The sequence below is a fragment of the Streptosporangium subroseum genome (assembly GCF_900188345.1).
Lineage (GTDB): Bacteria > Actinomycetota > Actinomycetes > Streptosporangiales > Streptosporangiaceae > Streptosporangium > Streptosporangium subroseum.
In genome coordinates, this window is sequence record NZ_FZOD01000030.1 from 32,633 (window position 1) to 58,045 (window position 25,413).

The window sequence follows — 25,413 nt, forward strand, 5'->3', positions numbered from 1 at the left end:
TTCTAGATTCTGGCTACAGGAGGGATGGGGAATGGTCGACACGCCCACTACCGAACGCCTGAAGCTTGGAGCACCTCGCGGCGGGATGGTTGACGTCACGTCCCGCGCACCTTACGGGTGGGCTCCGCTGGCCGTGCTCTTACTTGTCGGGCTGGTCGATCGCATCGAGTTCGGCCTACTGTCCGGCGTGTTGCCGCAGGTCCAGGCCGAGTGGGGCTTCAGCGACACCGTCGCGGGCTCCATCCCGACCGCCTCGGCCCTTGCCGCCGCGCTCGTCTCACTTCCCGCCGGCTACTTCGCCGACCGCCACAACCGCACCCGGATCATCGCCGTCGTCGTCCTCTGCTGGGCACTGGCCACACTCGGCTCCGGCCTGGCCACCGGATTCGCGTTCTTCTACGTGATGCGTGTCTTCCTCTCCGCGGCCGAAAGCGTCGACAACCCGGCCGCCGGCAGCCTGCTCGCCGACTACTACCCCCCGGCCAGCCGGCCTCAGGCCTACGGCTGGACCCGTGTCACCACCTATCTGGGTGGCATCGGCACGATTCTCGGCGGCGTCCTCGCGGAGGCGTTCGGCTGGCGCTCCGCCTTCCTGTTCATGGTCTTGCCCGGTCTGCTCACCGCCCTTGTCGTCTGGCGGCTCCACGAGCCCGTCCGGGGGCAACTCGACCGGATGATCGCGGGTGCCACCACCGAACCCGCGACCACGGCGACCACGGCCGAGCCCAAGCCGTCGTTCGGCCGCCAGCTCCGCGAGATCCTGGCGATCCGCACCCTGATCATGGTCATGATCGGTCTGGTGCTGCTCACCCTGGGCCTGGCCGGTGTCTTCTACTGGCTGCCCTCGTTGATGGTGCGCAACTTCGGCATCGGCACCGCCGCGGCCGGCTCCCTGGGCGGCCTGGTCACCATCGCCGGTGTGCTCGGCGGCACCCTCATCGGATCGCGGCTGGGCCGGATCTGGCATGAGACCCGCAAGGGCGGCAGGCTCCTGGCCGGAGGCGGAGGCATCACCCTCGGCTCGATCGTCCTGGCCGGCGCGCTCACGGTGGATTCCATCGTGCTGTTCTGTCTGGTGATGCTGGTCGCCAGTGTGCTGATGTCGATGGCCATCCCCAACCTGATGGCCTCGCTCGCCGACGTTCTGATCGCGTCCACGCGAGGTCTCGGCTTCGCCGTACTCCAGGTGAGTTTGGCGGCGGGTGCGGCGTTCGGGCCGCTGATCGTCGGCGTCGCCTCCGACAGGACCGGTTCGCTCGTCTCGGCCATGTACGCCCTCATCGTGCCCATGGTGCTCGGAGGTTTGATCACGCTGGCCGCACGCGGCTCCTTCGAGCGCGACGCGCAGCGGGCGCTGGAGGCGGCTCGTCACTGACCTCCGTTACACCCCGAAGGGCGGCGCTCCCCGCCTGCCGTACGCGAAACGCGGCGTGGCGCGGGCGAACCGATGATTGATCTTGAAGTATCCGCCGTCCTTCGCGGTCCCATACTCGCCGCATGCCGGCGAACGACGATGAATCAGCGGAAAATTGTCCTTAATGTCTGGACTATCCACTTATCTCATCGCGTGATGCCGCTCGCCCGCTTCTTGGAAATTCGCAGGGTAGTAGTGCGGCCCAGTACTACGAACATTGATACTTAATCTTCGCATTAGTAGCTTGATGCTCGTTCTATCCCATGGGCATAGTGTGTCGAATCACACGCGCACCCGTCGCGGCGTGCGACCGCGGGGGATGACCGCTGCCTGCGGCTGTCGACTATGCGCAGGAACCCGCGGAATTGGACAAGATGCATGAGTTCCCCCCCGCCGATCCGCTCGAAGATTCTTCGAATTCTCCTGGTTCCGCTGGTCTCGCTGATCGGCCTATGGGGATTCGTCGCCTATTCCACCGTCGCGCCTATCGTGGGCATCGCCCAGACCCAGGACCGGTGGCAGGAGGTCGGGGACCCGGCTCGGCAGCTGATCGTCGAATTCCAGCGGGAACGCCAGCTCTCCGCGCAGGTCGCCGGCCGGACCTCGGTCGACAAGTCGCTGGAGGCCCAGCGGATCGTCACCGATCGCGCGGCGGCGCGCCTGCGCGAACTGGTCGGGTCCATCAACCTCCAGGCCAAGGCCGGCGGCACCCCCGCAGACGTGCAACTCCTGCTGAAGGCCCTGGACGGGCTCGGTGAGCTGCGTGCCTCCGCCGACAGCGGGAAGGCCTCCCCGCTCCAGGTGACCGAGACCTACAACGCGCTCATCAGTGCCTCCAACCGGCAGTTCGGCAACTCGTCGGCGCTCACCGACGTGTCGTTCTACCGCGTGCTGCACGGACTCACCGCCTACGCCACCTCCGCCGAGTTCCTGTATCGGGAGCACGCGGTGCTCACCGCCGTGCTGGCGCGCGGCGAGATGACCAGCGCCGAGCGCACCGCCTTCGTCGCCGCGATGACCAGCCGCAGGATCTACATGACCAGCGCGGAGCGGGACATCGGACCCGACCTGCTGGCGCACTACCGGGAACTCGTCGGGAGTGCGGTCTACCAGCGGTTCCAGGCGGCCGAGGACAGGATCTTCGCCTGGGACACCGCCGGAGCGATCCCGGTGGACGCCACCCTGTGGAAGCAGGACGCCGGGAGCGTCCTCGGCACCCTCGACCGGGACGGCCAGCGAGACCTGCTCCGTGCCATGGCGAAGGGGGACGACCTCAAGTCCGCCGCGTTCTGGCAGATCGTGCTGGTTCTGGGGCTGGGCCTGCTCATCGTGGTCGTGTCGATCCTGGTCTCCTACCGGTTCGGACGCTCCATGATCAGGGAGCTGCTGCGGCTCCAGTCCGCGGCCGTGGAACTGGCCGAGGAGCGGCTGCCGCGGCTGGTCGAGCGCCTTCGCAAGGGCGACGACGTGGACGCCGTGGCCGAGACCCCCGAACTGGAGGTCTCGGAGACCGCCGAAGTGGACCGGGTCATGCGCGCGCTCTCGACCGTACGGCGAACCGCCGTGGAGGCAGCCGTCGGCCAGGCCACGCTCCGCAAGGGCGTCGGCCAGGTCTTCCTCAACCTCGCCTGGCGTAACCAGGCCCTGCTCCACCGCCAGCTCACGCTGCTGGACGCGATGGAACGCCGGGCCGAGGAGCCGGAGATGCTGGAGGACCTGTTCAGGCTCGACCACCTGACCACCCGCATGCGGCGGCACGCGGAGAACCTGATCATCCTGTCCGACGCGGCCCCCGGCCGGCGCTGGCGTGATCCGGTGCCGCTCTTCGACCTGGTGCGCAGCTCCGTGCTGGAGGTGGAGGACTACACCCGCGTCACGGTGCTCGCCATGCCGCATGCCCCGCTGCTCGTGGGCAGCGCGGCCACCGACGTGATCCACCTGATCGCCGAGCTGGTGGAGAACGCCACCGTCTTCTCCCCGCCGAACACCGTGGTGCACGTCCGGGGCATGACGGCGGCCAACGGTTTCGCGGTGGAGGTCGAGGATCGGGGCCTGGGCCTGAGCCAGTCCGTCATCGACGAGATCAACGTCCAGCTCTCCGAGCCGCCGGAGTTCGATCTGGCCGACACCGACCGGCTGGGCCTGTTCGTGGTGGCCCGGCTCGCGGCCCGGCACGGGATCAAGGTCGTGCTACGGACCTCGCCCTACGACGGCGTCACGGCGATCGTGCTCCTGCCGCCCAACCTGCTCGCCGTACCCGAGTCCCCGCTCATCGGCACCCGGATGGGTGGGGCCGAGCAGCCCTCCCTGAGCGGTCAGGCGACCGGCGCGGCTCGTACCGGCCGGGCCGTCCGGGCGCTGGGCGCGGCACCGGAGCCGTGGTCCCGACCGGCATCCGTCCCGCAGGCACAGCCCGTGGCCCACGGCGGAGACTCCTTGCCAAGCCGGTTCCCGGCCCAGCAGCAGAGCGAGTACATCCCGCCGAAATCCTCTCCCCAGCATCAGGCCTTCTCCGCCTCGGACGCCGACGACGACCTCGACGGACTTCCGATGCGGGTACGGCAGGCCAGCATCGTTCCCCAGCTGCGCGAGCCGTGCCCGCCGGAACAGCGTGATGTTTCCACCCGATCTCCTGAAGAGATCTTCGACCGCATGTCGTCCATGCAACAGGGCTGGCAGCAGGGCCGTAGCCGTGCCGAGCAGGGCCTGGACACATGGACCGGAAAGGAGGGCCACTCCGATGGCCGACCCCAGATCTGAACTGAGCTGGCTGCTGGACGATCTGACCCAGCGCGTACCCGGTGTCCGGCACGCCATCGTGCTGTCCGCCGACGGTCTGGCCATGGGCGGTTCCCGCGAGCTGACCAGGGAGGATGCCGAGCACCTTTCGGCCATCTCGGCGGGCAGTCACAGCCTCGCCCTGGGCGCGGGACGGCACTTCGGCCTCGGCGCCGTTCGGCAGACCATCATCGAGATGGAGGACGGCTTCCTTTTTGTGACCGCGGCGGGGCAGGGGGCCCGGCTGGCCGTACTCGCGGCCGGCGACGCGGAGCTGGGCATGGTCACCTACGAGATGGCGCTGATGGTCAAGCGCGTTGGCGAGCACCTGTCCGTGCAACCGAGGGGAGCGGCTCCGGCACCGGCGTGGAACGGTTCCAGGTCGTGACGGGAGAGGATCCCGGGCCACTGGTCAGGCTTTTCGGACTGACCGGTGGCCGCGCGCGTCCGCTGGGCGAGACCTTCGACCTGGTGGCCATCGTCACGACCGCCGACGCGTCCTTCGAGTCGGCGGTCCTGGTCCCGGAGCATCTCGCCGTGCTGTCGGTGTGCCGCAAGCCCACCCCGGTGGCGGACGTCGCGGCGTACCTGAAGCTACCGCTCAACGTCACCCGCGTGATTCTCGGCGACCTGCGGCGTGAGGGCCTTGTGACCATCGACCGGCCGCAGTCGGCGGCGCAGACAATCGACGAACGCATCTACAAGGAAGTGCTGCATGGAATACGGGGGCTCTGAGCCCGGAGTGACCGCGGTCACTCCGGCGATGGCCATAAAGATCCTTGTCGCCGGCGGCTTCGGAGTCGGCAAAACGACCATGGTCGGTACCATCAGCGAGATCCGGCCGCTGCACACCGAGGAACTGCTGAGCGAACGAAGCGTCGGGGTGGACGACACCTCGGGCGTGGAGTCCAAGATCACGACGACCGTCGCGCTGGACTTCGGCCGCATCACCATCCGCGAAGGACTGTGGCTCTACCTGTTCGGAACCCCCGGCCAGGATCGGTTCTGGTTCATGTGGGACGAGCTGGCCGTCGGCGCGCTCGGCGCCGTCGTGGTCGCCGACACCCGCCGCCTTCAGGACTGCTTCCCGGCCGTGGACTACTTCGAGCAGCGCGGGCTCCCGTTTGTGGTCGCGGTCAACTGCTTCGACGGGGCGAAGCGTCACGACCCGGTCAAGGTACGGAAGGCGCTGGGGCTGGACGGGGTGGCGCCGATCGTGCTCTGCGACGTGCGCGAGCGCGAGTCGGTCAAGGAAGTGCTGACCATGCTGGTCACGTACGCGGTGGGGGGTGCCTTCAAGGACCACCACCACGTCTGAGGGGAGCACCCTCCGAGGGACGGGAGCGGCTCTTGCGCTCCCCGAGCAGCCGGGCTGTCTCCTCGGACACCTCCGTGGCGAGGATCGCCGACACGACGTCGATCAGGTGACTGATGAAGAGCCTGTCGTCCTTGCCGTCGGGCCCGGCGGCCCGGCGGGCCAGCTCGACGTAGGTCACCCGGATGGCCGTGAAGCGCTGGTGCAGCTGGCGTACGGCGACCTCTTCGAGCATCGGGGCGACAAGCTCGCGCCACCTGTTGATGCTCTGGCCGGGGTCCGCCTGCCTGCTCTGGAGGGAGGGCAGGCCCGTACGGTGGACGAGCTGCTCCATGATCCGCAGGTAGGCCCGGCCGCCGTCGGGGTCGGCCAGCTTCACGGCCATCGGCCGTACGAGCGCCGCCGCCAGCGTGCGGCGGGCCTCGGTCTCCGGCAGGCCGCCCCGGGACTCGTACTCGTCGAGTAACTGGTGACGGCGCATCTCGATCTCGGGGTGGTGTTTGGCGAGCACCGCGTTCAACAGCCCCGTGCGATCCCCGAAGTGGTACTGCAGCGCCGTCGAGTTGCGCTGGCCGGCGGCGGTGTTGATCTCCCTCAGCGACACTCCGTCGATCCCGCGTTCGGCGAACAGGCGCTCGGCCGCGGCCACCAGTTGCCTGGACGTGGCTCCGGGGTTGGGGGGCATGCGGGCTCCTGGCTTACTGGTGGATGGGCCACTCGATAGGGTAATAATGCATGTGACTGAAATCATCAAGCAGTCGCATCAGAGGTGGCCGCTACACCGCACAGGATAGAAGGCTCGTGTATGACGATCCCTGGGCAGGACGGCGTCGATCGCGAGCTCGTCGACCTTGAACGGCTGGCTCCGTGGATGGACGAGCAGGGCCTGCCGGCGGGTGACTTCGAGCGGGTCGAGGTGCTGGCGGGCGGCACCCAGAACATCCTCGTGCGCCTCGAACGCGGCGGCCGCGCCTACGTGCTGCGCCGGCCGCCGAGACATCTGCGCAAGGCCAGCAACGAGGTGCTGCGCCGCGAGGCGCGCGTCCTCAGCGCGCTGGCCGGCTCGGACGTCCCCCACCCCGGACTCATCGCCGCCTGTCCGGACGAGGACGTGCTCGGGGTCGTCTTCTACCTGATGGAGCCGGTCGACGGCTTCAACCCGTCGCAGAGGCTGCCGGCCGCGTACGCGACGGACGAGGCCTGGCTGCGAGCGGTCGCCTTCGACGTCATCGACGGCATCGCCGCACTCGGCGCCGTCGACCACGAGGCGGCCGGGCTCGGCGACTTCGGCCGGCCCCAGGGTTTCCTCGAGCGCCAGGTCGGCCGGTGGATGCACGAGCTCGGCACGTACGGCGAGCTCAAGGGCTACGGCGGGCCGCGGATCCCGGAGCTCGACCGCGTCGCCAGGTGGCTTGACGACAACCGGCCCGTCGCGTGGACACCGGGCATCATGCACGGCGACTACCACCTGGCCAACGTCTTGTTCGAGCATGACCGGCCGCGTCTCGCCGCGATCGTCGACTGGGAGATGTCCACCATCGGCGATCCGCTCGTCGATCTCGGATGGACCGTCGCCATGTGGCCCGGCGAGGGCGCGCCCATCGGCCCCGCCGCCGCGCTCAACGACGTGCGGGGCTTTCCCACGCCCGCCGAGCTGATCGCGCGCTACGCCGAGCGATCCACCCGAGACATGTCGGCGATCGACTGGTACACGGTCTTCGCCTGTTTCAAGTGCGGGATCATCCTGGAGGGCACCTATGCGCGGGCCTGCGCGGGCAAGGCGGACAAGGGCGTCGGCGACGTTCTGCACGCGATCACCCTGGCCCTGTTCGCCAAGGCCGACACCTACCTGTAGCCCCCGCGAACCGTCGTCAACCCGCCAAGGCGTACGCCCAACCGTAGATCCCTGTAGACCGTCAGCAAGGGGAACCCCATGGCCATCGACTTCACCCTCGCACCCGAGCACGAAGAGATCCGCCGACGCGTGCGGGCCTTCGTCCAGGAGACCATCATCCCGGCCGTCAAGGGCTTCGACGACGAGGGGACCGTCACCTCGCGCGACGAGTACCTCCGCGTCATCTTCGAGCTGCGCGGGAAGGCGCAGGCCGAGGGGCTGTGGCTGCCGCACATGCCCAAGGAGTGGGGCGGCATGGGTCTGGGCCACGTCGAGCTCGCCATGGTGCAGTCGGAGGCGGCCAAGACCCGGCTGGGACCGTGGGTCCTCAACTGCTCCGCGCCCGACGAGGGCAACATGCACACGCTGCTGCACTGGGCGACGGACGAGCAGAAGGAGAAATACCTCAAACCGCTGCTCAAGGGCGTCAAGATGTCCTGCTTCGCGATGACCGAACCCGAGGTGGCCGGCTCGGACCCCACGCTCATCCGGACGAATGCCGTCAAGGACGGCGATGAGTGGGTCATCAACGGTCACAAGTGGTTCATCTCCAACGCCCGCCGTGCGAGCTTCGCCATCCTCATCGCGAAGACCGAGCTCGACGTGCCCGAGGGCTCGCGGGGCGGCAACACCGCGTTCCTCATCGACCTCCCGCAGGAGGGGTGGAACGACGTCCGCGAGGTCGAGACGATGCACGGCTCGACAGGGCACAGCGAGATCGTCATCACCGACCTGCGGGTGCACGACAGCCAGGTCCTCGGCGGGCGCGGCAACGGTCACCAGCTCGGCCAGTATCGGCTGGGCCCGGCCCGCCTGGCGCACTGCATGCGCTGGATCTCGCAGGCCGAGACGGCGCTCGACATGATGGTCGACCGCGCCCTCAACCGCTACAGCCACGGATCGCTGCTGGCCGAGAAGCAGGGAGTCCAGTGGCTCATCGCCGATTCGGCCATGGAGCTCTACCAGTGCAAGCTCATGGTCCTGCACGCCGCCTCGAAGATCGACAAGGGCGAGGACTTCCGTACCGAGGTCTCGATGTCCAAGCACTTCGTGGCCAACAGCCTCAACCGGATCATCGACCGGGCGATCCAGGTGCACGGCGCGCTGGGGTACTCGACCGACACCCCGCTGGCCAATATGTTCCAGCACGCCCGCTGGGCACGTTTCGCCGACGGAGCCGATGAGATCCACCAAATGCGCATCGCCGAGCGTACGATCGCCGCTTACAGGAGCACGGGTTCGACCAACGCCGCCACCGGAGGACTGCCGCTGTGAGCGCAGAGGGAACGGGTAACGAGTTCGCCGGGAACAGCGGCGGTCTGCTCAGCGGCCTGACGGCGGGGAGCCCGCGGGCGAAGGACACGGCGGCGTTCAACACGGTCCGCAGCGACCGGCTTGAGGGCAAGGTCGCGCTCATCACCGGCGGAGGCAACGGCATCGGCGCCGGGGTGGCCCGGCGGCTGGCCGCGGGCGGGGCCAGGATCGTCCTCGCGGACATCGACGACACCGCGGGCCAGAGCCTCGCCGACGAGCTCGGCGCGACGTACGTGCACTGCGACGTCACTCAGCTTGAGGAGAACGAGGCCGCGGTGGCCACCGCCGTCGAGCGGTACGGCCGGCTCGACCTCGCGTTCCTCAACGCCGGCATCGCCTCGGGCTGCGGACTGCGCGAGGACTTCGACATCAAGCGTTACCGCCTGGCGATGGGCGTCAACCTCGACGGCGTCGTGTTCGGCGCGCACGCCGCGATCCCCGCGTTGCTGGCGGGCGGCGGCGGCACCATCGTGGCGACGGCGAGCATGGCGGGGATCGTCGGCATCCCCGGCGATCCCATCTACGCGGCCAACAAGCACGCCGTCGTCGGGCTCGTCCGCTCGCTCGGCCAGGATCTCGAACCCCTCGGCGTCAAGGTGCAGGGTCTCTGTCCCTCGTTCGCCGACACGGCGATCCTGGGGGAGAGCAAAGCGGTGCTGGAGCAGATCGGCTTCCCGATCCTCGACGTCCCGGCCGTCGTCGACACGTTCGTCCAGCTGCTCGACAGCGACGGCACGGGTGAGTGCTGGTTCGTGATCCCGGGACGCGAGAGCCAGCCCTTCACCTTCCGCCGCGCCCCGGGGCCGCGCGCCTGAGCCGCGTGATCCACCGGGGTCACTTCAGCAGGCTGACCCCACGGGAGATGACGACCACCGAGAGCACTAGGGCCGACACCGACTCCGTGGCCATGAGCAGCTTCGCCCGGGCGGACAGCGGCATGGTGTCGGTGGGGCTGAACGCGGAGGAATTGGTCACCGACACGTAGAGATAGTCGACGAACCCGGGTGTCCAGCCCGACTTGGCCGACGAGCGGGCGGCCACCTCGTCGATGGCGTCGTGGTCCTCGTCCTGGGGAAAGCGGAAGTCGGCCATCGGCAGGCCCTTGTCCCGAGCCTGGGTGCGCTGTACGGGTCCGCCGCGGTCGAGCTCCCAGAAGGCCAGCCCGAAGATGATGATGTTGGTCAGCCACACCTGACCGGCGGCGAGCAGCAACTGCCGGCCTTCGCTGGCATGTCCGGTGACCAGCTCGATGATGACGAGGACCAGCGCGGCGCTGTTGGTCACCGCGATGATGAGAACGAGGGCGATGGACAGCTGCCTCAGTAACCGGTTCTCCCGGAGCATGCGGCGTGGATTGACCGCCACGAGAAACACGAGCAGCACCAGCTCCAGCACGGGCACGACGAACCGCGGCCCGACGATGAGCTGGCTGGGCAGTGCCGCGTACAGCGCGATGGCGACCAGCACCGCGCACGCGGCGGGGAGCCGGAGCTCGCCGGGATGCCCCTGTTGCGCGGATCGCGGCCTCATGTTCACGGTTTCCCCTTCCTTCGCGCATCACCGGGCACTTGGCACAACATGGCCCGCGACGCCGAGCTCATCGTCCCCGACCCCGAGCTCGCCCGTGCAAGTGCCCCCACTCCCGACCATGGTCAAGATTCTTTCGACGTAAGCAGCCGAAAGAAAGGTGGTCGGTCTTCACCGGGAGCCATACGGTCGCCCCACCGACACCGAAAGGGGCACCTGATGCACGTGAACACCAAAGGCCGTCGCGCGACGGCGGTCACCGCGGTCCTGGCCGTGGGGACGCTCGCGCTGGGAGGCTGCGGCGCCGACAAGTCCAGCGGACCCGCCGGTTCAGGTGCCTCACGTTCGGGGACCTCGGGCACCACGTCCGCCAAGGTCAACGCCGATCCGAGCATCACCGCCGTGATCAGGGGGCTGGAGGACCCGTTCCTCCAGCTGATGAAACAGGGCGTCGACGACCAGGCTCGTGCGGCGGGGGTGCCCGTCACGGTCCGGGCGGCCGAGTCCGCCGCCGGCGCCAAGGGCCGGGCGGCCAAGCCCAAAGCTCTCGCCGAGCGGCCCTCGTCCTGTTTTGTGGTCAATCCGACCTCCGGTACCGAGCTGATCCAGGACCTTGCCAAGATCTCCGAGTCGGGCAGGACCATCGTCAACATCGACAGCCCGGTCGACGTCGTGATGGCCGGGGCCGCCAAGGTCAAGCTGGCCACCTACATCGGCACGGACAACGCCGAGGCGGGCAGGACGGCCGGTCAGCGGATGGCCGAGCTGCTGCCCTCCGGCGGTGACGTCGTGGTCATCGCAGGGGACGCCGGGGATGTCATCAGCGACGCCAGGATCGAGGGATTCCGGCAGGGGATCGGTACCGGGCTCAAGGTCGTCCAGACCGTCGGCGCGAAGTGGAAACGGCAGACGGCGCTCACCGCCGCTGCCGATGCCATGCGAGAACACCCGAACCTGGTGGGCTTCTTCGTCGTCAACGACGACATGGGACTGGGTGTGGCACGGGCCGTCGCCGACGCCGGCAAGAAGGTCCGGGTGAAGGTCATCAGCGTCGACGGCGCCAAGGAGGCGCTCAAGGCGGTCAAGGAAGGCTCTCTGGACGGCACCGTCGCCCAGTATCCGTACGTGATGGGCCTGATGGGCGTCGAGGCGTGCCAGGCCGACGCGAAGGGCAAGATGCTGCCGTTCGAGGTGAGGGCCCCGATCAGGATGGTCACCAAGGAGAACGCCGGTAAGGCGCTGGCCTCGATGCCCAAGCCGTTCGACGCCTACGAGGATCCGTTCAGAGACCTCGCGAAGTAACGGCCGTCCGGTGCGGCCGGACACCGTAATGTGGTGTCCGTGCTGCGCCGAATCGCCCAGAAGCTTCGATGATGACCCTTCAGGACCTGGCGACTCGGGCCCGCTCTCTCGTGCGAGGCGGGCACCGGGCACTGCTCGGCATCGCCGGCGGCCCGGGGGCGGGGAAGACCACGCTCGCCGAGAGCCTCGTCGATCTGCTGCGGCAGACCCCACCGGACGGCCGGTCGCCGGAGTGGGCGGCACACGTGCCGATGGACGGCTTCCACCTCGCCGACGTCGAGCTCGACCGGCTCGGACGGCGCGACCGCAAGGGGGCTCCGGACACCTTCGACGCCGCCGGTTACGCGGCCCTGCTCCGTCGCCTGCGTGAGGACGAGGACGATGTGATCTACGCGCCCGCGTTCGAACGCGACCTTGAGCAGCCGATCGCCGGGAGCATCCCGATCTCGCGGGACACCCGGCTCATCGTCACCGAGGGAAACTACCTGCTGCTCGACCAGGGCGACTGGGCGCAGGTACGGCCCCAGCTCGACGAGGTCTGGTACTGCGACCTCGGTCCCGACGAGCGCGTGCGCCGCCTCGTCTCCCGCCACGAGCAGTTCGGCAAGGACCACGACGCGGCCGTGTCCTGGGTGATGAGGATCGACCAGCCGAACGCGGACCTCATCGCCGGAACCCGCCCGCACGCCGACCTCGTGATCCCCGAATCGGTCCTGCTGTCGATCGGAGACCGGAAGACGGCCGGCTGACACCTGAGGCGCGGACCTCATCGCGGGGCCCGGCTGCCTCACCCCGAGCCGACCTCCGCGGCGGGTTTCACACGACTGCCCGGGCCCGGACCGGCCACGGGTTTCCGATCCGGGCTGGATCCTGTCACGCGCCTCATGCGGCCGACAGCGATCTGTGCGGGGTCTGGCAGCGGAGCGGGCAACGATGCGTGGCGTTATCACTTACGGGAGGAAACGCCATGAACCTTGCCTTTGAGGCCGAGGGACTGGTCAAACGATTCGGGAAGACCACCGCGCTCGCGGGGATCGACCTGGCCGCCGGACAGGGCACCGTGCTCGGGGTGCTCGGGCCGAACGGCGCGGGCAAGACGACCGCGGTCCGGATACTCGCCACACTGCTCCGTCCCGACGCGGGACGTGCCGCGGTGCGCGGCGTGGACGTCGTGAAGGACGCCGGCAGGGTCCGCCGCATGATCGGGCTCACCGGGCAGTACGCCTCGGTCGACGAGGACCTCACCGGCATGGAGAACCTCGTTCTCATCGGGATGCTGCTCGACCTGTGCCGGGTGGACGCGAAGGCCCGCGCGGCGGAGCTGCTGAAGGAGTTCGGGCTCGCCGAAGCCGGTTCGAGGCCCGCCAAGACCTACTCCGGAGGCATGCGCCGCCGCCTCGACCTGGCCGCCAGCCTTGTCGGCCGCCCCGACGTCATCTATCTCGACGAGCCGACGACCGGACTCGACCCGGCCAAACGGGACGACGTGTGGAACATCATCCGCTCGCTCGTCACAGACGGCGTCACCGTGCTGCTCACCACGCAGTATCTGGAGGAGGCCGACGCGCTCGCCGACGACATCTCGGTCATCGACCACGGAAAAGTGATCGCGCACGGCAGCCCGGCCGAGCTCAAGCAGGTCGTGGGCGGTCAGACGATCCTGGTACGGCCCACCGACCCGGCCCGGCTCGCCGACGCCACCGCGATCCTCGCCGCCGTCTCGGGACGTGAGCCGGAGTCTCCCGCGCGGGGCGTGATCGCCGTCCCGGTCGACGACGACACCGCGTTCACCACGGTGGTCGGGCGGCTGGACCGCGAGGGGATCGGCGTCACGGAACTCTCGCTCCGCCTGCCCAGTCTGGACGAGGTCTTCTTCACCCTCACCGGCCGTCACACCGTTGAGGAGACCGCGGCATGACTCTCACCGTGACCCGTCCTACGACGACCGTGCCCGAGAACCCGCGGCCCTTCGGGTTCGTCAGGCACAGCCTCGCCCTTGCCAGGCGGAGCCTGATCAAGACCCTCCGCACCCCGGAGCAACTCCTCGACGTGACACTGCAGCCGGTCATCTTCGTGGTGGTGTACGTCTTCCTGCTCGGCGGTGCGATCTCCGGCTCAACCCACGACTACCTGCAGCTCCTGCTGCCGGCGATCATGGTGCAGACGGTGATGTTCGGGGGGATGGCCACCGGGGTCAACCTCAACACCGACATCGGCAAGGGCGTGTTCGACAGGTTCCGCAGCCTGCCGATCGCCAGGTCCGCGCCCCTGGTCGGCTCGGTGCTCGGCGACCTGATCCGCTATGTCGTGGCGATCGTCTCCCTGCTCGGCTTCGGCTACGCGATCGGCTTCCGGATCCAGACGGACCCGTTGTCGGCACTGGCCGCCTGCCTGCTCACGATCCTCTTCGCGTTCAGCGTGAGCTGGGCGTTCGTGTTCATCGGCATGCTCATGCGGCAACCGGGCGGCGTGCAGGGTGTGGCGTTCCTGGTGCTGTTCCCGCTGACCTTCGGTACCAGCATGGTGGCGCCGAAGGAGAGCATGCCCGGCTGGCTGCAGGCCTGGGTGAACGTCAACCCGGTCTCCCACGTGATGGACGCGGCCCGCGGCCTGATGCTGGGCGGTCCCGTGGCGGGCCCGGTGGGGTGGACGCTGCTGTGGTCGGCCGCGTTCATCGTGGTGTTCGCACCGCTGGCGGTCCGCGCCTACCGCCTCCGCGTCTGACCACCACCCGCTTCCCGCCGTCCACCCGCTCATTCACCGGGGCACCGGCCCGGTCACGTGGCCGCCCACCCGATCGCTCGCCGGGTCGCGTGCCCCAGTCACGTGCCCGGCCGTCCACCTGATCACTCGCCGGGTCGTCCGTCCGGGCGGTCGTCGATCGTACGCAGGCGAGCGCGCCGGCCCGGTCCAGATCCCGGCCGCCGGCGTAGGCCGCCTCGTACGAGGCGTCACCGAGCTCGCCGCGTAGCCGTTCGGCCAGCCGTACGATGTCCGGATTGAACCGGTCGGACGCTCCCCGGAGCTGCTCGGCGGCGCCGAGCGTCTTCGCGGCCCGGGCCGTATCGCCGCGGCACATCCACAGCATCGCCGCGGCGACCCCGACCCGGGCCAGCACCGGCATGTCCTTCACCTCCAGCGCCAGGCCGATCGCCTCGTCGATCTGCCGCTCCGCCGTCTCCAGATCGCCCAGGTCCGCCGCCAGGTGTGCCTCGGAGGACAGGATCAGGGCGCGGAACTGCGGGGCGATGACGGGGGCGTTCGCGAGGGAGGTCGTCGCCATGCCGTACTGTCTCGCCGCCTCGTCCAGGTTGCCCTCGTGGCGGGCCAGGTCCCCGAGACTGAGCCGGGCGAACGACACCTCCCGTGCGGGCCACCCCTGCGCGTTCGATTCCGCGATCTCCAGCATCTCCGCGCGGGCCCTCTCCACATCGCCCTTGTTCACCCGTACGGTGGCGAGCCAGATCCGCTGGTGGCCCGCGTTGTCGTCGGGGTTCAGCTCCTGGATGAGCCGGATCGCCTCCTCCAGGGTGCTGATGGCTCCGTCGAAGTCGCCGAACAGCCCGTGCCCGTTCGACAGAGAGGTCAACGCGTGGGCGAGTCCCCAGCGATCCCCGACCTCGCGGAAGCCGTCGGCCGCGTCGGCCGCGTCGCGGCGCATGCCCGCCATGTCACCGTCGTTCTCCCGGAGGAAGCCCCGCAGCATCCGGAGCGTCGCCCGGATCCACGGATCCGGATGGGACAGCCGTCGCTCGATGATGGCCGTGCCCCGGGCGGTGTCATCGGTGATGAGCGTGAGAAAGGGATCGATCAGGAAGAGGAGGGGGTGGCTCTCGTCGGAAACCTCGTCGAGGGCGAGGCCCTGCAACGCGTCGACGGTGTCCGCCAGCTTCGCGTAACCGCCGACGGTGAAGGCGTTTATCAGGCACATGCCCGCCACGATCGTCCGTGCCGGCTCCGGTGACTCCCCGGGAACATCCAGGGCCAGCCGCTGCCATCCCGCGGCCTCGGCCTCTTTCCCCTGGATCCCCCAGAACTGGGTCAGCGCGGCGGCCAGCCGTACCGCCGTCGCGGCGTCGCCCGTGTCGGCGGCGAAGCGGAGCGCCGCGAGCAGGTTGTCCCCGTCGGCCTCAAGTCTGCGCATCCAGGTCAGCTGCTCGGAGCCCCGCAGGTATGGCTCGGCGGTCTCGGCCAGCTCCAGGAAGTAGGCGGCGTGGGCGGCTCTGACGTCGGCGATCCGCCCGCTCTCCGCCAGGCGTTCCAGCCCGAACTCCCTGATCGTCTCCAGCATGCGGTAGCGCGGACCCTCGACGAGCTGGATCAGCGACTTGTCCACCAGCGCGGCGAGCAGATCCATGCTTCCGCCCAGCCGTTCGGCGGCCTCCGGCGTGGCGCCCGCGGGGAAGACCGCCAGCTGCTCCGTGAGGCGGCGTTCGGCGTCGTCGAGGAGATCCCAGCTCCAGTCGACCACGGCGCGCAGCGTCCGGTGCCGGGGCAGCGCCGTACGGCTGCCGCCGGTGAGCAGCCGGAACCGGTCGTCGAGGCGCGCCGCGACCTGCTCGATGGTGAGGGATCGCAGCCTGGCGGTGGCCAGCTCGATCGCCAGGGGCAACCCGTCCAGCCGCCGGCAGATCTCCACCACCTCGTCGGTGAGGACGAAGTCAGGCCGTACGGCCGCCGCCCGGTCCATGAAGAGCCGGACCGCCGGGCTCAGCTCCGGCGCGGCGCCGGGCTGCGGCAGTTCGAGCGGGGGAACCGGGCACAGCGCCTCGCCGAGGATCCCGAGTGGCTCGCGGCTCGTGGCCAGCACCCGCAGCCGGGGGCAGCGCCCCAGGAGCTCGTCGGCCAGGCGGGCGGCGGCGTCTATCAGGTGCTCGCAGTTGTCCAGCACCAGCGTGGTGTCACCGGCGGAGAGCACCTCGACGATCCGGCTCATGGTGTCGCGCGGTGCGCCCGGCATCTCAAGGATGCCCGGATGGCCCAGCGTGCCGAGCACGGCCTGCGGGACGTCGGCGGGGTCGGTCACCGGTGCCAGCTCCACCAGCCAGGCCCCACCGGGGAGGTCGGCGCCGACGGTCGTCGCGAGCCGGGTCTTGCCCGCGCCTCCCGGCCCGACCAGCGTGACCAGGCGGCCCTCCTTCAGCTGCTCGCCGATCCGCCTGATCTCACGGTCCCGTCCGACGAAGCTGGTCAGCGGCGCCCTCAGGTTCCCCCGCGACCTGTGCGCGGCGTGCGGCCGTACGGCCTGCGGCGTCCGATCGGCGCGGAGCACCTCCAGGTGGATCTTCCGCAGCTCCGGCCCGGGATCGGTGCCCAGCTCGTTCGCGAGCCTGCGCCGGAAGTCCTCGTAGGCGACCAGCGCCTCGGCCTGCCCTCCCGCGGCGTACAGCGCCCTCACCAGCAGTCCGTGCAGCCGCTCTCGCAGCGGATGACGGACCGCGAGCACCGACAGCTCGGCCACCAGGTGGGCGGGGCGACCGGACGCCAGCTCCGCCTCGGCGCGATCCTCCGCCGCGGCCAGCCGCGCCTCGTCCAGCCCGGCGGCGTACGCGGTCGCGAAGGGAACCTCCGCGGCGTCGGCCAGGGCCGGTCCCCGCCACAGCCCGAGCGCCTCACCCAGCAGGCGCGAGGCGGTCACCGGATCCCCGCCGGTCAGCGCGCGCCGCCCCTCCCGCGCCAGCCGTTCGAACCGATGGGCGTCGACGGCGTCGGACGGCAGATCGAGCCGGTAGCCCCCGGGAACGGAGCTCAGCACCGACGCGTCCGGCAGGGCCCGGCGCAGCCGGGACACCAGCGACTGCATCGCGTTCGCGCGGTCGGCGGGCTTGTCCTCCGGCCACAGGGCGTCCGACAGCTCCTCGACGGTGACGACCCGTCCCACGCCCAGCGCGAGCCGGATCAGCAGCACCCGGAGCCGCGCGCCCCCGACCTCGACGGCCTCACCGCCGGCCGTCACCTTCAGCGCTCCCAGGATGTCCACGTGCATACCAGCACTGTGCCACCTACCGCCATGAGGCGCTCACCGCCGGTTCCTGAGCTTCTGCATGGGGCGTGGGGCGGACCCGGACCCCGGCCACTCCACCCGCTGTCGCCGCGCCCTTGATCTTCTGGACGGTGCCGCATCACCAGCGGTCCCCGGCCATCTCACCCGCACGAGGGGACCGCCACCCTGTACGCGGGTGCGGGATCGTGGCAGGCTCCGATCCGGACGCGGAGATCGAGGAGACCAGGCTCAAGTTCTGCCCCATGCTCGACGCCCTCATTGTGCCCGCGTACGGGCCGGCCGAGGTGTGACCTCTTGATCGGGAAATACGCACGAGAGGCACGTGAACATGATCCGAATAGACGGACTGACAAAGCGCTTCGGCGACAGGACAGCCGTGGACGACCTGACGTTCACCGTCGAGCCCGGCCGGGTCACCGGCTTTCTCGGCCCGAACGGAGCGGGCAAGTCGACGACCATGAGAATGATCCTCGGTCTCGACAAGCCGAACGCCGGGAGCGTGACGATCAACGGCCACGGATACGTCGGCACGGCCAGACCCATGCGTGAGGTGGGCGCTCTGCTGGATGCCCGCGCGCTGCACAGTGGACGTACGGCACGCAACCACCTGCTCTGCCTCGCCCAGACCAACGGCATTCCGGGTAAACGGGTGGACGAGGTGCTGGATCTGGTCGGACTGGAATCGGTGGCGCGCAAGCGGGCCGGATCCTTCTCCCTGGGCATGGGCCAACGACTCGGGATCGCGGCGGCGCTCCTCGGCGATCCGAAGGTGCTGTTGTTCGACGAGCCGGTCAACGGCCTGGATCCCGAGGGCATCAAGTGGATCCGCGAGCTGATGCGCTCCCTTGCCGGCGAGGATCGCACCGTCCTGGTCTCCAGCCATCTGATGAGCGAGATGGCGCAGACCGCCGACCACCTCATCGTCATCGGCAGGGGGAAGCTGATCGCGGACATCGGGATCGGCGAGTTCGTCCGGCAGGGTTCCAACGTGCTGGTGCGGGCGGACGGTCAAGACCGGCTCGCCCCTCGCCTGATCGAGGCGGGTGGCTCCATTCAGCAGGGTACCGACGGTTCTTTCATCGTCACGGGGCTGGAGGCCAGGCAGATCGGCGAGGCCGCGCTGGCCGCCGGGGTCGTGCTGACGGAGCTGACACCACAACGCTCATTGGAGCAGGCCTACATGGATCTGACCCGCGACAGCGTCGAGTTCCACGCGAGCGTGGCATGACGGCGGCCATCGCGGACACGGTGCGTTCGGAGTGGACCAAGTTCCGCTCGATCCCGTCCAACGTGCCCGTCCTGCTGGTGACCGTCGCCGTCATGGTGGGCGCGGGCGCGCTCACCGCCGGCGGCGCGAGCAAGGGCTACCAGGCGGCGGGAGCGGCGTTCGACGCCACCTACATCAGCATGTACGGCGGGTTCCTGTTCGCCCAGATCAGCGTGGGTTCGCTCGGCGTGCTGGTGGTGACCTCCGAGTACGCCACCGGGATGATCCGCACGAGCCTGACCGTGGTCCCGCGGCGAGGACGGCTGCTGGCCGCCAAGGTCTGGACGTTCGGCGTCATCGCCCTGGTGATGGGGGAGGTCGCCGCCTTCGGCTCGTTCCTCCTCGGCCAGACCGTGATCGGAGCCGCCGGTGCTCCGGCCGCGGAGCTCGGCCATCCCGGCGTCCTGCGCGCCGTCGTCGGCATGGGGCTGATCTGGGCTCTGGTGGGTCTCATCGGCGTGGCACTCGGCTGCCTGCTGCGCGACACGATGGCCGCCACGACCGTGGTGGTGGCCGTCAACTTCATCATCCCCATCATCGGACCCAGGCTCATGCCCGCGGCCGTCGGAGACTGGGTGACCACCTACTGGCCGATCTCGGCCGGCCTCCAGGTCACCACCACCGTCCACCAGGCGGGACGGCTGGCCCCCTGGACAGGGCTCGGCCTGATGGCCGCCTTCACAGCCGTCCTGCTGATGGTTGCCTTCGTGGTGTTCCGATCGCGGGATGCCTGACACCGGGATCGGTGTGCTCAGCCCAGTTGTTCGCCGCCGTCGACGAGCAGCCGGCTGCCGGTGATCCATGCGGACCGGCTGGAGGCGAAGAAGAGTACGGCTTCGGAGATGTCGCGCGGCACGGCCTTTCGGGCCAGCGGGATCCCCTTTCGGTCAGCGCCGCCAGCAGTCGTGAGGTCAGCCGGACGGCGCTGAGGTAGTTCGCGTCGAGCGCGTTCTGCCACTGGTCGTCGGGGATCGTCGCGATGCCTCCGGGGAAAGCCGTCCCGCCCCCCGCGTTGTTGACGAGGATGTCGAGGCCGCCGAGGTGGGCGAGCGTCTCACGGGCGAGGAGGGTGGCGCCGTCGGCCGTGCTGAGGTCGGCTTGGACGTAGTGGACGTTGCCGGGCAGGTCGTCGACCGGGTTCCGCGAGGAGGTGACGACGCCCGAGCGGCTCGGCGCCCGTGCTCTCTCAGCTCGACAGCAATCCGCAGTCCTTCACGACGACATCCTCCAGCGGCCTGTCCCCCTGGTCGGTCGGGGAGGATTCGATCGTGCGAACCACGTCCATGCCCTCGACCACTCTGCCGAATACGACATGCCTCCCGTCCAGGCCGGGCGTTCTCACGGTCGTGATGAAAAACTGCGAGCCGTTGGTGTCCTTCCCGGCGTTCGCCATGCTCAGGGCGCCTGGATCGTCATGGTGGAGGGTGAAATTCTCGTCGCCAAACCTTTCTCCGTAAATGCTCCTACCGCCGGTTCCGTCGCCTCTGGTGAAGTCACCACCCTGGATCATGAAGTCCTTAATCACCCGATGGAACCTGGCCCCCTTGTACCCATAGCCCTTCTCGCCGGTGGACAGTGCCCTGAAGTTCTCGGCCGTCTCGGGCGCCACGTCGCTACGCAACTCGAAGATGATGCGCCCGATGGGTTTTCCGCCCAGCTCCATATCGAAGAACACCTTCGGAAGCCTCTGGGGGTCCCCCGCGACCTGGGCCGATGCTCCGGCCGACGCGCTCGGAGATACGACGACGACGGCGGTCGTCAGGGTGACGATCATTCGGCCAATGATGTGCCTGTTCATATGGAGCCTCGTTTGGAATCGATGATTGACAAGAGGTATGAAAGGTGCGGCGAAGGGAGCCCCGAAATCTCCCGGCCGACCCGGTCGCATAGGCGACGATTGGAGGCCGAGAGCTTCTGTCGCGGGCCGACGCCATTCGAGTCGCCGGCCCGATGAGCCGGCGAAATTCGCGATCTTCCATGATCTGAAACCCGGAAATTTTCTACTGTGAGCATCCGCGTGGACACTCACAGTAGGACGCGATCATGGCATGATCAACGATCAAGTGCGTGTCTCCGCGGATTTCCGGACCGGGAGGCTCCCTTGCCGGTGGCGAGGTCGCGTAGGCCCGGCCATGGTGCGGGGCGCGTTGTCACCGGGAGAGGACATCACCGCTCGGAGCGGGTGACACGGTTTCTGGAATCTTCCATGGGGATGGCGGTGTGAACGGTCGCCGCAGGTAACGAGTTCTTTTCCTTCGCCGGTTTCCATTGCGAAACTTTCCGAGCTTTGCTGTAAATAAGCGACTTTTATCAGTCCTTGTTGAGTGAAGATTTCCGTATGGGTCACCTCACCGCCGCAGGCGTTTGCCCGCGATCCGTGGCTTTTGTCGCGGCAACCGCCTGGGACGCCTGTCGAGATCCTTGAAGAGGAATCTCCGGGAGGTCGTCATGGCTCGCTCACGTATCGCCTTCTCGCTCTCGCTCGTCGCAGCCATCGCGCTGGTGGCGCTGGTGCTCGGGGTGGTGGGAGGGCGCGCCACAGGTTCGACCGGCCAGCCAACGGGCGGAGGCTCGGGTGGGGCGGCGAGCGGCAAGAAGATCGATGTGATCATCAAGGCGAGCGACTCCTCGTTCTGGCAGACGATGATCGCCGGGGCGAAGCAGTCGGGAGGGGACTTCGGCCTCAAGGTGAGCACCTTCGGGCCCACGTCGGAGACCAACATCGACCAGCAGGTGCAGCTGGTCGAGAACTCCATCTCCCGGGGCGTTGACGGCATCGTCATCGCGCCCAACTCCTCCAGCGCCCTCAACTCGGCGATCGACCGCGCGCGCAAGGCGGGTCTCAAGGTCATCACCGTGGACAGCCGCGTGACCACGCCCTCGGAGGGGTTCATCGGCACCGACAACGTCAAGGCCGGAATGCAGGCCGGCAAGCGCATGTGTGAGTTGCTCAAGGCGCAGAACAAGACGAGCGGCAGCGTCATGATCGAGTCTTCCGTGGCCGGTATCCAGTCACTGGTCGACCGGGACGCCGGCTTCAAGCAGGGCCTCGCGAACAACTGCCCGCAGGTCAAGGTGCCGCTGCAGCGTTACAACAACAACGACATCAACACCGCGGCGTCGCAGGTCAACGACGCGCTGACCGCCAACCGGGACCTGGCGGGGGTGTTCGCGGACAACAACACCTCGGGGGTGGGCGCGGCCCGGGCGATCCAGGACAACAACGTGGCGGCCACCGTTCCCGTCGTGGCATTCGACTCCGACCCGCAGGAGAACGCGGCGCTCGCCGCGGGCACCATCGACGCGCTGGTGGTGCAGAACCCCTACTTCTTCGGTTACCAGGGTGTCCTGGCGGCCGGGATGGCCGCGTCCGGCCGTATCCCGCCGCGTGACATCGACCCCGGTGCGGTCGTGGCGGACAAGAAGAACCTCAACGAGCCCGATGTGAGGCAGCTGCTCAACCCACCGACGATGAAGACGGAATGACGGTGATCACGGGACACGGGACACAGGACACGGACGAGATGAAGGCGGAATGACGGTGAACGCGGAGCACGGGACACGGAACGCGGGATGAGGCGAAGGCGGAATGGCGAGGAACGCGGGACGAGATGAGGGAGGAACGACGAGGGAGCCCGTCGTCGAGTTGCGCGACGTCTCGAAGGCCTTCGGTCCCGTCCAGGCGCTCACCGACGTCTCACTCCGCCTGGTCCCGGGTCAGGTGCACTGCCTGGCGGGGGAGAACGGCGCGGGAAAGTCAACGCTGATCCGGGTGCTGACGGGCGCGTTGCGCCGCGACAGCGGCGCCTACGAGATCGACGGCGAGCCGGTCACCGCGCCGACCCCCGCCTCCGTACGGGCGGCCGGGGTCCAGGCCGTCTACCAGGAGCTCAGCCTTCTTCCCCATCTGTCGGTCGCGGAGAACCTGTTCATGGGCCGCCTTCCGGCGCGCAGCGGGATCATCACCAGAAGCCGGCTGCGCGGCCGTACCAGGGAGGCCCTCGACGAGGTCGGTCTGACGGACCTCAGCCCGGACGCGATCGTGGAGCGGCTCCCGGCGGCCACGCGCCAGCTCGTGGAGATCGCCAAGGTGCTCACCGCCGACTCCGTCAAGGCGATCGTGTTCGACGAGCCGACCACGGCGCTCACCGAGGCGGAGTCGGCGCGGCTCCTCGAACACATCCTGCGGCTACGCGAGCGCGGGATAGCGATGCTGTACGTGACCCACCGGCTTGAGGAGATGTTCGAGATCGGGGACCGGGTGACCGTTCTGCGGGACGGAGGCCTGTCCGAGTCGGGGCCGATCAGTGACTACGACGAGGATCGCCTGATCACCGCCATGGTCGGACGCGAGATCAGCTCGCTCTATCCGGAGAGTCACCGGCATGCCGGAACCCCCGTGCTCCGGGTCCGGGGACTGCGACGGTCGGAGAACTCCCCGAGCATCGACTTCGACGTCGGAGCCGGGGAGATCCTCGGCATCGGAGGGCTGCTGGGGTCGGGACGGAGCGAGTTGCTGCTGTCCATCTTCGGTGCCGATCCGATCGCGGCAGGTGAGCTGGAGATCGAGGGCAGGCCCGTGAAACCCCGTGGACCGCGCGCGATGATGAACGCCGGTGTGGGGCTGCTCACCGAGGACCGCAAGGTGCTGGGGCTGCTGCCGGAGCTGTCGATCCGGGAGAACGTCACCATTGCCAGCCTGCGCAGCGGCTCCCGGCGTGGCCTCCTGCCCGGCCGCGAGCAGTCCGAGGAGGCGGATCGGCTGCTCGACAGCCTGCGGCTGCGGGCCGGTTCCTACGACCAGCCGGTGTCGACGCTGTCCGGCGGCAACCAGCAGAAGGTCCTGCTCGCCCGCTGGCTGCTGACCAAGCCGAAAATACTGATCTTCGACGAGCCGACGAAGGGCATCGACGTCGGGGCCAAGGGCGAGCTCTACGCGGTCATCGGAGACCTGGCCGCGAAGGGGCTGGGGATCATCGTGGTCTCGTCGTACCTCCCGGAACTGCTGGGCCTCTCCGATCGCATCCTTGTGCTGCGCGACGGGGAGGTCGCGGGCGAGCTTCCCGGAACCGCCTCGGAGGAGGACGTGCTCCGCCTGGCCAGTGGTGGCAGGGGCGCGGAGATCCCGGCCCCTCGACAGGAGTCGCCGCCTTCCCCCAACCGCACGGGAGCCGGGCTTCCGCCGGCCTCCCGCGGCGCGGAACCAGAGACGCCTCCGGCTCGGGGAGCCGGAGGCCCATCGGCCTCCGGCGGCAAGGAAACCGGGACCCCACCCGCCCCCGGTCCCGCGGAGGTAGAGACGCCTCCGCCGCGGGGAGCCGGAGGCACATCATCCCCCGGACCTGCGGAAACCGAGACCCCACCGGCCCCGGACGGCCCAGGAGAGGTGAACCGAGATGGATAAGCTGATCTGGCGCGAACCGATCGCCACCACGAGGATCACCGGTCGGCAGCCGGTCGGCGAAGAACCGCAGGCTCAGGCCAAGGCGAAGGCCCCACGGCGGGTCATCACGCTGGGAGATATCGCGGGACGCGAGAGCGGCGGCCTCGTCGTGCTGCTCGTGGCGGTCGGCGCCCTCACCCTCGCCAGCGACGAGTTCCTCACCGGCAACAACCTGTCCAACCTCGCCCGGCAGGTCGCGATCTTCGGGATCATTGCGGTCGGCCAGCTCCTGGTCATCCTGACCGCGGGCATCGATCTGTCGGTCGGGTCGGTGCTCGGCCTGTCCGGGGCGTCCACCGCGCAGTTCCTCGTCGCCGGCGTGCCCATCTGGCCGGCACTCCTGCTCGGGGTGGGCATCGGCACCGCGCTCGGGATCGCGAACGGCCTGCTGGTGACCCAGGCCAAACTGCCGCCGTTCATCGCGACCCTGGGCATGCTCGGGATCGCCCGAGGAATCGTCCTGGTCACTACGGATGCCCAGACCGTGCAGGGGTTGCCGGAGTCGTTCCAGACCATCGCCAACGGAACGATCCTCGGAATCCCCAACCTCCTCATCATCGCCGCACTGGTCACGGTCGTGATGTGGTTCGTGCTCACCCGGACGGTCTTCGGTCGCTACATCTACGCCGTCGGCTCGAACCCCGAGTCGGCCCGGCTCGCGGGCGTGCCCGTACGACTGGTGATGATCTCGGTTTATGCGATCTCGGGCCTGCTCGCGGGTCTCGGCGGGGTGCTGCTCACGTCCCGGCTGGGGGCGGGCATCCCCACCGCCGGCACGGGCTTCGAGCTCAACGCGATCGCCGCCTGCGTGATCGGTGGCGCGAGCCTCTTCGGGGCGAAGGGCAGTGCGCTCGGCGCCGCCACCGGAGCGCTGATCATGGGCGTTCTCAACAACGGAGGCAACCTACTGGCGATCAACGCCTTCTACCTCCAGATCGCCATCGGCGTGCTCATCCTCGTCGCGGTCGGGTTCGACCAGCTGAACACCAGGCGCTCCGCCGCGAGCGGTTGACCGGTAGCCAAGATTCAGCGTCGCATCGCAGCGAAAGTTATGTGTTGTCATTTTCGTTATGGCATGTAACTATAGCTATGTGCCAGTCGATCCCGAGTGGTGTCGGAAAGGCCGTGCTCCACGACCTGCGCAGTGATCGGCCG

General features: G+C 68.9%; 22 protein-coding genes and 1 pseudogene. 17 read left to right on the forward strand and 6 right to left on the reverse strand.

From position 1 onward, the window contains the following. Window positions 1–85 precede the first annotated feature (85 nt). From CHC08_RS26535 to CHC08_RS26555, 5 genes are all read left to right on the forward strand, one after another. On the forward strand, window positions 86–1,375 hold the full coding sequence (locus CHC08_RS26535; RefSeq protein WP_245878588.1) for an MFS transporter: 1,290 nt from the start codon (window positions 86–88) through the stop codon (window positions 1,373–1,375). 417 nt (window positions 1,376–1,792) lie between these two features. Further along, window positions 1,793–4,174, forward strand: a complete 2,382-nt coding sequence (locus tag CHC08_RS26540; protein ID WP_179282226.1) for a sensor histidine kinase — start codon at window positions 1,793–1,795, stop codon at window positions 4,172–4,174. Continuing rightward, window positions 4,155–4,580, forward strand: coding sequence for a roadblock/LC7 domain-containing protein (locus tag CHC08_RS26545; RefSeq protein WP_089210093.1), 426 nt, complete (start codon window positions 4,155–4,157; stop codon window positions 4,578–4,580). The genes CHC08_RS26540 and CHC08_RS26545 overlap by 20 nt, the downstream gene beginning before the upstream one ends. Further along, complete coding sequence (locus CHC08_RS26550; protein ID WP_089210142.1) at window positions 4,577–4,927, forward strand: DUF742 domain-containing protein; 351 nt, start codon at window positions 4,577–4,579, stop codon at window positions 4,925–4,927. The genes CHC08_RS26545 and CHC08_RS26550 overlap by 4 nt, the downstream gene beginning before the upstream one ends. Beyond that, window positions 4,908–5,510: a GTP-binding protein gene (locus CHC08_RS26555; RefSeq protein ID WP_089210094.1), complete on the forward strand. Its 603-nt coding sequence runs from the start codon at window positions 4,908–4,910 to the stop codon at window positions 5,508–5,510. The genes CHC08_RS26550 and CHC08_RS26555 overlap by 20 nt, the downstream gene beginning before the upstream one ends. Here the strand turns inward: CHC08_RS26555 and CHC08_RS26560 are convergent. Then, complete coding sequence (locus tag CHC08_RS26560; RefSeq protein ID WP_089210095.1) at window positions 5,488–6,192, reverse strand: TetR/AcrR family transcriptional regulator; 705 nt, start codon at window positions 6,190–6,192, stop codon at window positions 5,488–5,490. The two genes, CHC08_RS26555 and CHC08_RS26560, sit on opposite strands and share 23 nt — an antisense overlap. Before the next feature lie 120 nt (window positions 6,193–6,312). Here CHC08_RS26560 and CHC08_RS26565 point away from each other — a divergent pair, with 120 nt between their 5' ends. From CHC08_RS26565 to CHC08_RS26575, 3 genes are all read left to right on the forward strand, one after another. Beyond that, complete coding sequence (locus tag CHC08_RS26565; RefSeq protein ID WP_089210096.1) at window positions 6,313–7,362, forward strand: phosphotransferase family protein; 1,050 nt, start codon at window positions 6,313–6,315, stop codon at window positions 7,360–7,362. 78 nt (window positions 7,363–7,440) lie between these two features. Then, window positions 7,441–8,676 carry an acyl-CoA dehydrogenase family protein gene (locus tag CHC08_RS26570; protein ID WP_089210097.1) on the forward strand — a complete coding sequence of 412 codons (1,236 nt, stop codon included), beginning with the start codon at window positions 7,441–7,443 and terminating at the stop codon, window positions 8,674–8,676. Beyond that, entirely contained in the window at window positions 8,673–9,530 is an 858-nt protein-coding gene (locus CHC08_RS26575; protein ID WP_245878589.1) for an SDR family oxidoreductase, read from the forward strand. Before CHC08_RS26570 ends, CHC08_RS26575 begins: the two co-directional genes overlap by 4 nt. A gap of 19 nt (window positions 9,531–9,549) precedes the next feature. Here CHC08_RS26575 and CHC08_RS26580 read toward each other — a convergent pair whose 3' ends face one another. After that, complete coding sequence (locus CHC08_RS26580) at window positions 9,550–10,245, reverse strand: hypothetical protein (RefSeq protein WP_089210144.1); 696 nt, start codon at window positions 10,243–10,245, stop codon at window positions 9,550–9,552. 216 nt (window positions 10,246–10,461) lie between these two features. Here CHC08_RS26580 and CHC08_RS26585 point away from each other — a divergent pair, with 216 nt between their 5' ends. From CHC08_RS26585 to CHC08_RS26600, 4 genes are all read left to right on the forward strand, one after another. Further along, window positions 10,462–11,544 (forward strand): substrate-binding domain-containing protein, encoded by a 1,083-nt coding sequence (locus tag CHC08_RS26585; RefSeq protein ID WP_089210098.1) that lies wholly within the window; start codon window positions 10,462–10,464, stop codon window positions 11,542–11,544. A gap of 68 nt (window positions 11,545–11,612) precedes the next feature. Then, complete coding sequence (locus CHC08_RS26590) at window positions 11,613–12,293, forward strand: nucleoside/nucleotide kinase family protein (protein WP_218825498.1); 681 nt, start codon at window positions 11,613–11,615, stop codon at window positions 12,291–12,293. Between the two features lie 218 nt (window positions 12,294–12,511). Further along, entirely contained in the window at window positions 12,512–13,462 is a 951-nt protein-coding gene (locus CHC08_RS26595) for an ATP-binding cassette domain-containing protein (RefSeq protein WP_089210099.1), read from the forward strand. Next, on the forward strand, window positions 13,459–14,268 hold the full coding sequence (locus CHC08_RS26600; protein WP_089210100.1) for an ABC transporter permease: 810 nt from the start codon (window positions 13,459–13,461) through the stop codon (window positions 14,266–14,268). Before CHC08_RS26595 ends, CHC08_RS26600 begins: the two co-directional genes overlap by 4 nt. Here CHC08_RS26600 and CHC08_RS26605 read toward each other — a convergent pair. Then, window positions 14,216–17,530, reverse strand: a complete 3,315-nt coding sequence (locus CHC08_RS26605; RefSeq protein WP_089210101.1) for an AfsR/SARP family transcriptional regulator — start codon at window positions 17,528–17,530, stop codon at window positions 14,216–14,218. The two genes, CHC08_RS26600 and CHC08_RS26605, sit on opposite strands and share 53 nt — an antisense overlap. Window positions 17,531–17,876: 346 nt before the next feature. On the opposite strand from CHC08_RS26605, the gene CHC08_RS26610 reads away from it, so the two are divergent. Both CHC08_RS26610 and CHC08_RS26615 read left to right on the forward strand, forming a co-directional pair. After that, window positions 17,877–18,776 (forward strand): ABC transporter ATP-binding protein, encoded by a 900-nt coding sequence (locus CHC08_RS26610; protein ID WP_089210146.1) that lies wholly within the window; start codon window positions 17,877–17,879, stop codon window positions 18,774–18,776. After that, the gene (locus CHC08_RS26615; RefSeq protein ID WP_089210102.1) at window positions 18,773–19,549 is read left to right on the forward strand and encodes an ABC transporter permease; all 777 of its coding nucleotides are present in this window, start codon (window positions 18,773–18,775) and stop codon (window positions 19,547–19,549) included. Before CHC08_RS26610 ends, CHC08_RS26615 begins: the two co-directional genes overlap by 4 nt. Before the next feature lie 17 nt (window positions 19,550–19,566). On the opposite strand, the gene CHC08_RS51715 is transcribed toward CHC08_RS26615, so the two are convergent. From CHC08_RS51715 to CHC08_RS26625, 3 genes and pseudogenes are all read right to left on the reverse strand, one after another. Beyond that, complete coding sequence (locus tag CHC08_RS51715; RefSeq protein ID WP_245878590.1) at window positions 19,567–19,671, reverse strand: SDR family oxidoreductase; 105 nt, start codon at window positions 19,669–19,671, stop codon at window positions 19,567–19,569. A 29-nt stretch (window positions 19,672–19,700) separates the two neighbouring features. After that, window positions 19,701–19,940 (reverse strand): annotated as a pseudogene (locus CHC08_RS52985) (SDR family NAD(P)-dependent oxidoreductase); the annotation flags it as partial. A gap of 61 nt (window positions 19,941–20,001) precedes the next feature. Further along, the gene (locus CHC08_RS26625; protein ID WP_218825502.1) at window positions 20,002–20,478 is read right to left on the reverse strand and encodes a peptidylprolyl isomerase; all 477 of its coding nucleotides are present in this window, start codon (window positions 20,476–20,478) and stop codon (window positions 20,002–20,004) included. A 785-nt stretch (window positions 20,479–21,263) separates the two neighbouring features. Between CHC08_RS26625 and CHC08_RS26630 the strand changes: the two genes are divergently transcribed. The 3 genes from CHC08_RS26630 to CHC08_RS26640 all read left to right on the forward strand — a co-directional run bounded on the left by CHC08_RS26630 (window position 21,264) and on the right by CHC08_RS26640 (window position 25,270). After that, on the forward strand, window positions 21,264–22,301 hold the full coding sequence (locus tag CHC08_RS26630; protein WP_089210103.1) for an ABC transporter substrate-binding protein: 1,038 nt from the start codon (window positions 21,264–21,266) through the stop codon (window positions 22,299–22,301). Between the two features lie 103 nt (window positions 22,302–22,404). After that, entirely contained in the window at window positions 22,405–24,219 is a 1,815-nt protein-coding gene (locus CHC08_RS26635; RefSeq protein ID WP_245878591.1) for a sugar ABC transporter ATP-binding protein, read from the forward strand. Then, window positions 24,212–25,270, forward strand: a complete 1,059-nt coding sequence (locus tag CHC08_RS26640) for an ABC transporter permease (RefSeq protein WP_089210104.1) — start codon at window positions 24,212–24,214, stop codon at window positions 25,268–25,270. The genes CHC08_RS26635 and CHC08_RS26640 overlap by 8 nt, the downstream gene beginning before the upstream one ends. The last annotated feature ends 143 nt before the right edge of the window (window positions 25,271–25,413 follow it).